This is a genomic window from Tepidibacter sp. Z1-5 (assembly GCF_037844525.1).
Lineage (GTDB): Bacteria > Bacillota > Clostridia > Peptostreptococcales > Peptostreptococcaceae > Tepidibacter_A.
The window spans coordinates 1-12,842 of record NZ_JBBMMD010000036.1 but is presented as its reverse complement, the minus strand read 5'-3'; the positions used below and the strand labels follow the sequence as shown (position 1 = coordinate 12,842).

The following is a 12,842-nucleotide window of genomic DNA, read 5'->3' as shown; positions in this document are numbered from 1 at the left end:
AATTTTTTATTTAAGATTAAAAGAATATATTAAATTAATTGTGCTTTAATCTCAAAATATGACTATAGAAATAACAGTAATGCTACGATATTTTGAAGATAACTAAGCCTTCGTCTTATTGGTAATCCTATAATTTCTAAACTCCCTATGGTCAAACAAACGCAATTTTTTAACAGATTATCAAACGACAAAAGCTAAATTATCTCAGTCAAATAAACTCCAAGTTTACTGCTTTTGATCAATTATCTCCTTCATCGTTACATTTGGATGATGATATACATTTTCTTTATTTACACGAATCATACCAAATGATATCGCTTGTTTTGGACACCAATGAATACAAGCCATGCAATCTTCACATTCTCCGTTCCAAACTGGGTATCCATCTTTTATTGTAACAATACTTCTAGGACATACTTTTTCACATATACCACAATGAACGCAAATATCTTTCTTGCATTTCTTTCGATCCAGTCCCGCTAGCTTTTTTAATACAAACTCTAACACTTTACTTTTCATTTGATGTCGTGTTTTACTCTTACTACTAACCTGTCTCATTTCTTTATTGCTTATGACTTTTATTATTTCATTCACATGCCCCTGTTCTTGATTTAATCTTTCCCTTATTACGTCTTCTGATAATTTAAGAACAATGCTATTCTCCACCATATCTAGTTCAAAGCCAGCATCTAAGTTTTTTCCTTTCCTATTCAATAATTCCTCTGCTTCGTTTAAAACATAACCAGCACCTCCACCACATGTTGCAATAACGGCTATATAGTCAACCTTCTCTAAATTTATTTTATTTATAAATTTTCTTACTATATTCGGCAACTTTATGTAGTATGTTGGCGTTACAATAACCAGTCTTTCACTGTCATCCTCTACAACTTTTTGATTTTGAAGAGATGCAATTGATACTACTTTTGCATTTTCTATTCCCTTAGCAATATGTTTTGCAACATTCAACGAGTTCCCCGTTCCTGAAAAATAATAAACTGATGTTTTCATATCTTCTTCTCTCCTTTACCGATCATTCGGTCAGTTTCTTTTGCAAAAACAAAAGGCAATTTCATGCCTTAGTTTTGAGTTCTAAAATCTCTAATATACATTTGGGATTTTATATCCCAATATCTTTTATATTTTTCTTTATCCTCATCTCTCAAATATGCTTTAACAAGTCCCTCAATATCAAGTACCAGAAGTTCAGCCAAGTCATCTGATAAATGAGTCTTTTCCACTGCAAATACAACCGATTTTACCAGTTGGATTGTTTCATTCTGTTGCCTTTCTAAAAGTTCCTTAAAACATTCGTGATATGACATGTCACTACTTAGTGCAATCATGACTCTATAGTAAGTCATCAAATGAGCATCGCCACCTAATATCTGCTCACCAATTCTCTCAAAAGTTTCTTCAAGGCTATTGAATTCATCTCCATCGGCAAACACATCCATATTATTGCATAGTTCATAAACTACACTCTCAATAATATCTTGAATCGAACTGAAATGATGAAATAAATTGCTCTTGCTAATTCCCGCCATATCTGCAATTCGTTTTGTGCTGATCTGCGATATGCCTTCAAAAGAGATAATATCAATCGTTGAATTAATAATCTTAATCCTTGTCTCTTCACCTTTTGCTTTTCTCAAATCGCTCATAGTACCTCCTATCTGCATAAAATAGATAAAATATTCCTAAATTGTTCTACTCCAATATCATAAATGCACTATAAAACTTAGATTATGCTGTTAAAATATCCGTTAAGAAAGTTCGTTGTCTGACCTCAGGGAGTTTAGAACTTTTAGGATATTTTATAAAGCGAAACTTAATTCAGATGGAGTTTTTATTCTAACTGAATTTTTAGTTGCGTAAGTGCCCTAGGGGTAATCTAATCCAGAAGCTGTTAAGTTCTTAACTCCAGCCCTAAGTGGATGTAGTGTTATTTTAATGTGCATTATCTTGAGTCTAAGTACAAACTCTATCTCTATCCACACACTCATATACATACTATCAAATAGATATAAATTATTCCATACAGTTTTATATATTGCAATAAAAAAAGATGTAAGCAAAAATAACTATTGAATCAGCGTTATTTTCGTATACATCTTTTTCATATATATTTATATCATTTATATTTTAACTACATCCCGTTGTTGTGCCACAATTCCTACAAATATAACAAGTTCCATTAGGTATAATACTAGTACTTGCACAGTTTGAGCAGGTTACTTTCTTGTATTCTGTTGAGTTTTTCTTCTCATCTATTTCTATAGAAGTTTGTTTATTATTTTCTTTTAATGCCTTAGCATATTCTAAAAGTTCATTATATGTCATATCTTCTAACTTTTCACTTTTAGTACGCTTAGCTTGATTAAGTGGCTGACTGGCTTTAGATCCATCTCTGTATAAAGAAATACATTTTACCCCTAACTCAAATGCCTTTTTATATACATTTTTAAAATCATCTATACTAGCTTCATTAGGAAGATTAACTGTTTTACTTATTGCTCCTGAAACAAATGGAGTCAATGCTGCTACCATCTTAACATGTCCTATTGATGATATGAACCTTTTTCCACTTCCACATTTATTCGCTGTATCGAATATAGGAAGATGCTCTTCTTTTATATGAGGGGCTCCTTCTATTTTCCCATCTATTATTTTTTTATACTCATAACCATTTTCATTTATAGTTTCTTTTTCCATTACATAATTCACTATATCTTCTATCTGTTGTTTACTATAGCCTAGTTTTTCAAGTGTTGTAGGAATATATGGATTTATAAACTCCATAAATCCTCCTCCTACTAATTTTTTATATACTACATGTGCAAAGAATGGCTCTATTGAAGTAGTAGCACAATCCATGGCAAGAGATATAGTCCCAGTTGGAGCAATAACACTCACTTGAGCATTCCTATATCCATATTTTTTCCCACCTTCAATTGCCTTTTCCCATACAGCTTTTAAAGTAGTACTTAAATCACTTTGTTTTTCATGTATTAATATTTCATGATTTACTTTAATTGGACTATACCCTAGCCCTTCATAAGAAGAATCAATTGCTCCAGCAGCTATAGAATGATTTTTTATAACATTGATCATATGCTTTTTATTTATTTCATATTTTGAAAAACTTCCTACTTCTTTTGCCATTAATGATGATACATAATAAGATTGACCTGTCATAATTCCAACCAAAGAAGCTGCTATTGCTCTTGCACTGTTTGAATCATAAGGATGTCCCATCATAATATGAAGAGAACCAGTATTAGCAATTCCAAGTCCTGTAGTTCTAAAAAAATGTGATCTTCTTGCAATATCTTCTGTTGGAAATTGACCCCAATTAATAGTTGATTCAAGAACTAATTGAATAAGACTTATTGCATGTAAATATCCATCTATATCGAATTTATTAGTTTTTAGATCATAAAATTTCACTATATTTATACTAGCCAAATTACATGCAGTATCATCTAAAAAGTGATATTCACTACAAGGATTTGATCCTTTTATTTCTTCATTTTCACCATTTTCTCCTAAAGGACATGTATTCCAATCATTTATTATATCGTGAAATTGAAGTGCTGGATCTTCGCATCTCCATGATGAATAATTTATTTCATCCCATAAATCTTTTGCATTTATAGCTTTATTTACTTTTGAATCTACTCTTCCCTTTAACTCCCAAGAATAATCTTTATCTTTTCCTATCATTTTTTTCATCAACTTATTCGTAATTCTAATCGAATTATTTGAATTTTGACCCGATACAGTTGAATATGCTTCTGAATTAAAATCGGTATCATATCCCATTTTACCAAGTGCTATTACCTTATCTTCTTCTTTTGCCTTCCATTTTATAAAATCTAAAATTTCAGGATGATCTGCATCCATGATTACCATTTTAGCTGCTCTTCTTGTTGTACCACCTGACTTTATAGCTCCTGCGTTAGCATCAAATACCTTAAGAAAACTCATAATACCAGATGATGTTCCTCCTCCAGATAAAGCTTCTCCTTTTGCACGAATACTACTAAAATTAGTTCCTGTTCCTGATCCATGTTTAAAAAGTCTTGTTTCAGTCACTATTTGATCCGTTATAGATTTATCTCCAAGTAATGTATCCTTTATATTAAGTATAAAACAAGCACTACCTTGTGTTCTTGTATAGGCATCTGTAGATTTTACTACCTTTTCCTTTTTTGTATCATAATAAAAATGACCTTCTGATTCCTTATCTATTCCATAAGTTAGCTTAAGTCCAGTATTAAACCACTGAGGAGAATTCGGCGCAAACATCTGATTTATAAGCATATAAGAAACTTCATCATAGAATATATTTTTATTTTCGTTATCTATTAAACCTTCATCTAAAGCACTTTCCATCCAAAAATTCACCATTCTGTGAACAACTTCTTTTAATGATTTTTCATAACCATATTCATTATTAACACCAGTTTTTCTAAAATATTTACTAGCAATGATATCACAAGCATTCTGACTATAAAATACAGGAAACTCTAAATTTTCTTTTTGGAATAATATGTTGTTAGTTTTGTAATCAAACATTCTTACCTCAACTTTTTTCCACTCAAATAAATCATATACAGTTAAATTTTTATTTTCTTCTAACTCTTTTGTATAATATCTTTTAATTAAACTTTTTATATTCATAAATTCAGCTCCTACTTAAAATAATGATCCCTTTAAACTATATACCAATATAAAATAAAGCTAAACACTTTCATCATTATATTGTGTTTATTTTTATATTTTTCTATTTAAAACACAATATATAGTATTTACTTCAATGGAATTTTTAAACATTAGCTGATATTTAAATAGTCATATTTTTCAGTTTTATTGTATATACAAAACATTAGGATAAAATTCAATTCAATTTGCTAAATCTCTATTCAGTCATAACTATAGCTTGTAGATTATAAAATACTTTTCATAAAGATATGAGTTTTTTCCCCAATATTATTATCAAATGTTTCTTCTACATAATCCCATCCTAATTTTTTATAATAATCAACAGCTTTTTCAGTTCTTAAATATAATTGCTTGTAATTTCTATCTTTTGCTATTTCTATTATTCCATCAACAAGAATTCTACCTACTCCTGTATTTCTAAACTCTTTGGTAACAATAAGAGAAGCTAGCCATGGTTTTAAGTCAGGTCTATTTTTTAAATCATTATCAAACAAAGAAACAGTTCCTAAACACAAATCATCTTCTAAAGCTACTAGCGTTACAGGCATATCATTCTTTTTCCTTTTCTTAAGCTTACTAAGTACCATATCAAATGTTATTTCAGGTTTTATATCTTTTACAAATTCCTCAAATATCCACTTTGCCACTATTTCTGTATATTGAGGATACTCACATAAATAAACTATATTCATTAAAATTTTCCCCCCTAATTCCTCTAACACATTCACACTCTAAAAAACTATATTTCATTTGTACGAAATATCTCTAACTATGATGCCTGTTTATTTATTAACTTTGTATTTAAATATTCCTTTATATTTTTCGTCAATAGTTATCTTATTAGCCTCTTCCATAAAATTCTTATATTCCTGTTTAGCTTTTTTATAATCCTTGTTTATATTTTTTTCTTCTATCACTCTATAGTAGGCCTTTATCAGATCTTGATTATACATGTGTACACTTTTTAAATATTTTTCATCCTCTTTACTCAACCTACCCCTTCTCTTTATATCAAGAATATTAATCCACATCCGTTCCAACCTAAACCAATTAAATACGGCTTTATCTATACCAAACATTTTGTTTATTTCAATATCTAATGTATCTAAAGTCCATATATGATCTATATGAAACTCTTTTTCAAAATCATTGTCGTTATACATAGCATATATAACCTTATTAATATCAAATAGCCTATCAATATTATTATTCAAACTTACATGTGCATTTTTATAAGCATATTCCTTTATATTCTTATTAATCATATAAGAATTAATCATTAATACTAACATAACTACACTAAAAATTTGAAGAAATACTTTATTTGAAAACAGCTTACTCATTGTAACCACCTCCAATACTTACAGGTAAATCTTTTAAAAGCTTCACAAAATAGCAGCTTACAAAAGGTATTATAAACAAATCTAAGACTATTCTTATATAAGTTATTTTGCCTATTGTATTAATAAAACTGTACAAGTCTTTGTAATTCATAATTCCCAAAACTATAATAGGTATCAATTTAATATAGGATATGAAAAACATAAACATAACCTGTTTATAATATTTTTTTATTACAATTCCATTTAAAGACATATACGACTCATTCGTATCAGCTATACTGGATATATAAGTTATTAAATATATTCTAGATAGACTAAGTATACATACTAGTGATATTACTATACTCAAAATAATTTTATAATTAAATTCTAAACTACTAGTTATAATAAGATACTCTATTCCTATAAATATAAGCATACATACTTCGAAAATCACACTTGCTCCAAAATACCTTCCTATCCTATCTTTAGCAAACTCCCAACCAGTATCAAAATCTATCTTTTCTCCATTGTAAGACATATAAGCCTTATAATTCAAAGCTATTAATGCTCTATATCCAAAGAATATTTGAGCTATGAATACAATTAAATTTGCAATTGGATTCTTTATTAATTCTTTTAATAAATCAAATGTAAGTATAATAAGACTGTATTTCATATAAACATCAAATCCATTTTTATACTCTTTATACGAACCCTTTAAAAGTTCAGTAATACTATAAGTTTCTTCATTGTTTTCAATAACCTCGACGTTATCATAATAATTCATCACCGTATCTGAAATTTCTTTATAATTTACAAATCTTTCAATAGGTATGAATATACTTTCTTTTTTAATCATCTTTATTTTCATTCCATATGAAGGAATAAATCCCCTTATGTCCTCTCCATATTGAAATCTTATATTGTCAATATCCTCCCAACTGTATATATTACTAGGCTTCTTTTTGTATAAGTTATATACTTTTATACCCTGTTGATCTACAACTATCTTAGTATTTTTCAAAAAATATAAGTAAAGTATTATAACTTCTATTCCACATATAAATACAGTTCTAAGTACTCCTCTATTATAATTTTTACTATCCTCCATGCTGTAGCCCATTTCTTCGATAAAATCTGATCCGCCCCATACATCTAAACTTCCTTTTTTTTCACCATCATCATATTTTTCTAATATCTTTTTCTGATTTATATTATCTTTTATAGATATATATGTAAGTGTACTTCCTGATAATAAAAATATTAATAGAAATATAATCATTTTTCTGTTATTTAAGTTGTATAACTTTTCCATTATTTAATCCCTCCTCGCAAATCTTCTTCATTATAACCATTTTGTTAATATTTGTAAATAAGCTTTCAGACTTATAAAAATAAGGTATTGACACTCAAAAAAAAGCATCCATACCTTATTACAAAAATCATAAATTCTCTTCTTGAAATTATATTTTTTTATTGTTCTCAATTCTTTCTAATATTCTTCCTTCTATACCTTCATTCATTTCAACAGGCATATATTTCGTATCATAATACTCTATCTCATCAATTACATCTATATCAAGTTCCAAAAGAGCCTTTTTCATCCCTTCAACAGTATATCCCATACTTTCTTTACTCTTACCTTTACAAGTACCTACAACTATGGCTTTCTTATTTGATGATAGTCTACTTTTCCATCTTCCCTCACTATAATCATTAAGACAAAATGTTCTATCAAGTAATGCCTTCATTTGAGCCGTCATATTGTAATTATAAGACGGAGAAGCTAGTATATAACCATCGGATAATTTCATATTTTCTATTATTTTTGATACATCATCATTTATATTACATTCACCTGTTTTTATACAATACTCACATCCAGAACAAGTTGATATATTCTCACTACTAAGTATGTACTTTTCAACATCAATCTCTTTTTCTTTAAGAGCTTTTATAATATAATCAGTTATTAACTCTGTATTTTTTCCTTTTCTAGAACTTCCTACAATAGCAATCCACTTTTCAGCCATATATTAACCCCTTCAAAATTCATTTATCTTACATATATGGTCTTTTTTATCACCATATAATTAGTAGCATTTACACCATTACTCTACGACAAAACTTTTTATTTTATACAGTAGCAGATCGACTTCCTCTATACTTGTTCTATAATTTGAAAAACATGCTCTTATGCAATGTTCTCCCATAAGATTTGCAGGAGACAAGAAAAATTCTTCTTCTATTTCTATTAAAAAAGATTGATTCATGGTAGCTCCTTTATCAAATGAAAAACAAACGGCACTTGTTTGTGGCTTATGTAATATCCTTACCCCATCCATTTTTTCAATCTCGTCCGCAAAATAAATTGCCATCTCTATATTAAAATCCACAACCTGTGAAAGTTTCTGTATTCCATACGTCTTAATGGCAAACCATGTTTTTATGGCCCTTGAAGTTCTAGTTGACTGTATTCCATAATCCAAATAATTTATAGGTGCATTTTCATCAAATTCTGCAACACCTGTGCTATATGCATTGTATAAATGTCTTTTGTCTTTTAAAAGCACACATCCAGCCTCTGTAGGAACAAAGAACCACTTATGAGGGTCAACTGAAATTGAATCCGCTTTTTCTATTCCTTTTAGAATCTCCCTACCTTTTTTTGATAGTATTGCCCCTCCACCATAAGCTCCATCTACATGAAGCCACATTCCATATTTCTTAGCAATATCTGAAAGAGTATCTATATCATCAACAGCTCCTGAAAGAGATGTTCCCGCCTGAGCAATTATACAGAATGGTCTTAGTCCCTGTTTAATATCATTTTCTATCTCTTTTTCTAGGCTATCAATATCTATCTTGAAAAACTCATCTACATTCACTTTTTTAAGCATATTCTTTCCAAATCCCAAAACACCTACAGCCTTATCTATTGAAGAATGAGCTTTTTTAGAAGTATAAAGAGTAAGTGGATTTGAAATATTCTGAATTCCATTTTCAGTACTTCCAGGTAAAAATGCCTCTCTTGCAGCTCCAAGAGCAGTAAGAGTTGAAACACTTCCACCGCTTACAAGTATTCCTCCCGATTCTTTTTTATATCCGAAAAGCTGTCCCATCCAACCTATAACCATTTCCTCTATTACTGTAGCTGCTGGACCAGCCTTAAAATTAAATGGTGCCTGACTTATTCCTACATTTGCAATTTCTCCCAAAATACCGGCCTGCGAAGGGCTTGTTATTATCCACGAAAGAAATCTTGAACTTCCAACCTTTGTTGAATTTAAAACAACCTTTTCTTTAAACTCATCTATTATATCCTTTGCATCAGAGCCTTCTATTGGAAGCGTTTCAAATAAAAGCTCCTCCATATCATTCCTTGAAGCCTTTGGCACAACCCGTCCAACAGATATATCTCGTTGATACTCCTTTATTACATCAGAAAGCTGGTCTAAATATTCATCAAATCTTTCAAGCTTTAGCACATCGCCACCTCCGCCATATTTTTCAAATTATACACCTATTTCCATTTTATCATTAATATTCTTTTTTAAGTATAGGCATTATAATTAATAAGATACAAGCTTAGTTGTATTCAAAATTTCGTTGTATTTACGGTATTTTCATAGAAAGTTTTTGATAACCCACATACGCTAAAAACCTATATTTCGTTTACACGAAATATAGGTAACTATGATACTAATTTATTTATCAACCTTATACTCAAACATTGCTTTATATTTTTCATCCTCACTTATCTTATTAGCTTCTTCTATAAAGTCCTTGTATTCCTGTTTAACTTGTTTATGATCACTTCTACTTTCCGTCACCCTATAATAAGCATTTATCAAAGCTGTATTGTACCTATGCACATTCTTTAAATACGCTTCATCTTCTTTACTCAAGCTACCTTTTTCTTTTATATCCTTAACATTAAACCATATACATTCTAACTCAAACCAATGGAATGGGTATGTTCTCGTACCAAACATATCATCTATCCTCATCTCAAGTCTATCTAAATAATCTATATATCCATGTCTTGCGTCATAATCTTTTTCAAAATCATTATTTTTATACATTCCATATACAACCTTATTAATATCTACAATTTCCTCTATAGCTCTATCCAAGCTTATAGACATACTTTTATAAGCATATTCCTTATAATTTTTATTAATCATATACGAATTAACCATTAATATTAAGATTACAACACTAAAAATTTGAAGAAATACTTTATGTGAAAATATCTTATTCATTGTAACTATCTCCAGAACTTACAGGTAAATCTTTTAAAATTCTCATAAAGTAACAACTTATAAAAGGCATTAAAAATAAATCTAAGACAATTATCATATAAGATGATTTTTGTATCATATCAGTACCTGTATTCAAATTTTTATAATTAATAATTCCTTCAATTATAATAGGTACTATTCTAAGAGTTGATACAAAAAACATAAACATAACTTGTTTATAATACTTTTTAATTATTATTCCATTTAAAGACATATACGACTTGTCTTTGTCAACTATACTTGCTATATAAGTTATTAAATATATTCTACATATACTAAGTATACATACTATCCCTAATACTATACTCCAAATAACTTTATAATTAAATCCTATACTACTAGTTATAAAAAAATACTCCATTCCTATAAATACAATCAGAGATATTTCTAAAATTAAACCTGCTACAAAATATCTTCCTATCTTATCTTTTGCAAACTCCCATCCAGTATCAAAACCTATATTTTCTCCATTATAAGACATATAGGCCTTATAATTTAAAGCTATCAATGCCCTATATCCAAAGAATATATTTGCTATTAATACAATCAAGACTACAATTGGATTTTTTATTAATTCTTTTAATAAAGCAAATGTAAGTACAATAAGGCTGTATTTAATATAAATATTAAATCCATTTTTATACTCTTTATACGAATCCTTTAAAAGTTCAGTAATACTATAAGATTCTTCATCGTTATCACTAAGTTCTACATTATCATAATAATTCATTACCACAGTTGCAATTTCTTCATTATTTAAGAATTTTTTAATAGGTATAAAAGCACTTTCTCTTTTAATCATCTTTATTTTCATTCCATACGAAGGAATAAATCCCCTTATATCCTCTCCATATTGAAAGCTTATATTTTCAATTTCATCCCAGTTATATACCTTACTAGGCTTATTTTTATACAAGTTATATGCCTTTATACCCTCTTGATCTACAGCTATCTTACTATTTTTAAAAAAACATAAGCACAGTATTGTAATTTCAATACCACATATCACTATAGTTCTAAGTATTCCCATATTATGATTTTGACTAGCTCTACCGTAATTCATTTTTTCAATAAGATCTGATCCCCACACATCAAAATTTCCTTGTTTTACACTATCATCATATTGTTCTAAGATCTTTTTATCTTCTATATTATCTTTTATAGATATATATGTCAGTGTACTTGCTGCTAATAAAAATATTAATAAAAACATAATCATTTTTCTCTTATCTAATTTGTATAACGTTTCCATAGTTCCATCCCCCCCAACATATCTTCTTCATTATAACTTTTTTAGATATATTTGTAAATAAACTTTCAGACTTATAAAAATAAGGTATTGGTGTTTTTATAAAAACACCAATACCTTATTTCTACTATTCTACCCACGATTTCTTCATTCATTTTAGTTTAATTAACCTAATGCAACATCTAAAACCATCATCACAACAAAGCCAATCATACATCCAATTGTTGCAATATCAGTTCTTATATGTTCTTCACCTTGTTGAGCTTCTGGAATTAATTCCTCAACTACAACATAAATCATTGCTCCAGCAGCAAATGCTAATGCATATGGTAATAAAGGACGCATCCCTATAATAGCAACTGCTCCAATAACTCCTGCAATTGGTTCAACTATACCAGATGCCTGCCCATATAAAAATGCTTTTTTACGAGAGAATCCTTCTCTCCTAAGTGGTATTGAAACAGCTGCTCCCTCTGGAAAGTTTTGCAAACCAATACCAATTGCTAAAGCAACTGCTCCTGCTAATGAAGCTGAAGGTAATCCATAGGCAACAGCACCAAAAGCAACACCTACTGCAAGACCTTCTGGAATATTGTGTAATGTAATGGCTAGTACAAGAAGTACACTTCTTTGCCAACTTGTTTTTACACCTTCTGCTTGAGCAGTATCTTGACCTATATGCAGATGAGGCAATAACTTATCTACAGAAAATAAAAAAGCTCCTCCAGCTAAAAAACCAATTGCAGCCGTCAACCAAGCTGTTTGCCCTAGTTCTTCTGCCATTTCAATACCTGGTGCTAGTAGTGACCAAAAACTTGCTGCAATCATAACCCCTGCTGCAAAACCCAGCATACCATTTAATACTTTCTTGTTAATCGTTTTAAAGAAAAACACTAAAGATGCCCCAAGTGCTGTAACACCCCAAGTGAATAATGTCCCAATTAAAGCTTGTGTTACTGGTGAGAATTGAGATAACCATCCAAGCATAGTTTTGTCCTCCAATACTTTTTATTTAACCTTTTACATTATCTATACCCAAAATAATGAAATATCTTCAATTTAGATTTAAATAATTTATGGTTTTTTATAAGTATAAGTCCTACATGTTACTTACTCTTTCAACATACATTCGTAAACGTAAAAAAATAGACGGATATATATTTTAAATTTTCTTTGCTACAATTATAGAAGAAAGTAAGGAGGTCTTAGTTATGGCAAAGGAAACAACTAAAATTA

11 protein-coding genes are annotated in these 12,842 nt (G+C 29.4%); all 11 read right to left on the bottom strand.

The window, feature by feature from the left end; all coding sequences use genetic code 11:
- Nucleotides 1-225: 225 nt before the first annotated feature.
- The 11 genes from WJW32_RS08580 to WJW32_RS08530 all read right to left on the bottom strand — a co-directional run bounded on the left by WJW32_RS08580 (nucleotide 226) and on the right by WJW32_RS08530 (nucleotide 12,593).
- Nucleotides 226-1,011 carry an EFR1 family ferrodoxin gene (locus WJW32_RS08580; RefSeq protein ID WP_340257370.1) on the bottom strand — a complete coding sequence of 262 codons (786 nt, stop codon included), beginning with the start codon at nucleotides 1,009-1,011 and terminating at the stop codon, nucleotides 226-228.
- A 68-nt stretch (nucleotides 1,012-1,079) separates the two neighbouring features.
- Nucleotides 1,080-1,664: a TetR/AcrR family transcriptional regulator gene (locus WJW32_RS08575; protein WP_340257367.1), complete on the bottom strand. Its 585-nt coding sequence runs from the start codon at nucleotides 1,662-1,664 to the stop codon at nucleotides 1,080-1,082.
- A 481-nt stretch (nucleotides 1,665-2,145) separates the two neighbouring features.
- Complete coding sequence (locus WJW32_RS08570; RefSeq protein WP_340257364.1) at nucleotides 2,146-4,686, bottom strand: vitamin B12-dependent ribonucleotide reductase; 2,541 nt, start codon at nucleotides 4,684-4,686, stop codon at nucleotides 2,146-2,148.
- 266 nt (nucleotides 4,687-4,952) lie between these two features.
- Nucleotides 4,953-5,420: a GNAT family N-acetyltransferase gene (locus WJW32_RS08565; protein WP_340257362.1), complete on the bottom strand. Its 468-nt coding sequence runs from the start codon at nucleotides 5,418-5,420 to the stop codon at nucleotides 4,953-4,955.
- Between the two features lie 90 nt (nucleotides 5,421-5,510).
- Nucleotides 5,511-6,071, bottom strand: a complete 561-nt coding sequence (locus WJW32_RS08560) for a hypothetical protein (protein WP_340257360.1) — start codon at nucleotides 6,069-6,071, stop codon at nucleotides 5,511-5,513.
- On the bottom strand, nucleotides 6,064-7,368 hold the full coding sequence (locus WJW32_RS08555) for a hypothetical protein (RefSeq protein ID WP_340257358.1): 1,305 nt from the start codon (nucleotides 7,366-7,368) through the stop codon (nucleotides 6,064-6,066). Before WJW32_RS08555 ends, WJW32_RS08560 begins: the two co-directional genes overlap by 8 nt.
- Nucleotides 7,369-7,516: 148 nt before the next feature.
- Nucleotides 7,517-8,086, bottom strand: coding sequence for a flavodoxin family protein (locus tag WJW32_RS08550; RefSeq protein WP_340257356.1), 570 nt, complete (start codon nucleotides 8,084-8,086; stop codon nucleotides 7,517-7,519).
- Between the two features lie 78 nt (nucleotides 8,087-8,164).
- On the bottom strand, nucleotides 8,165-9,541 hold the full coding sequence (locus tag WJW32_RS08545) for a pyridoxal phosphate-dependent decarboxylase family protein (protein WP_340257354.1): 1,377 nt from the start codon (nucleotides 9,539-9,541) through the stop codon (nucleotides 8,165-8,167).
- Nucleotides 9,542-9,760: 219 nt separating this feature from the next.
- Nucleotides 9,761-10,318 (bottom strand): hypothetical protein, encoded by a 558-nt coding sequence (locus WJW32_RS08540; RefSeq protein ID WP_340257352.1) that lies wholly within the window; start codon nucleotides 10,316-10,318, stop codon nucleotides 9,761-9,763.
- Nucleotides 10,311-11,609 carry a hypothetical protein gene (locus WJW32_RS08535; RefSeq protein WP_340257350.1) on the bottom strand — a complete coding sequence of 433 codons (1,299 nt, stop codon included), beginning with the start codon at nucleotides 11,607-11,609 and terminating at the stop codon, nucleotides 10,311-10,313. The genes WJW32_RS08540 and WJW32_RS08535 overlap by 8 nt, the downstream gene beginning before the upstream one ends.
- Nucleotides 11,610-11,771: 162 nt before the next feature.
- Nucleotides 11,772-12,593, bottom strand: a complete 822-nt coding sequence (locus WJW32_RS08530; RefSeq protein WP_340257348.1) for a ZIP family metal transporter — start codon at nucleotides 12,591-12,593, stop codon at nucleotides 11,772-11,774.
- Nucleotides 12,594-12,842 lie beyond the last annotated feature (249 nt).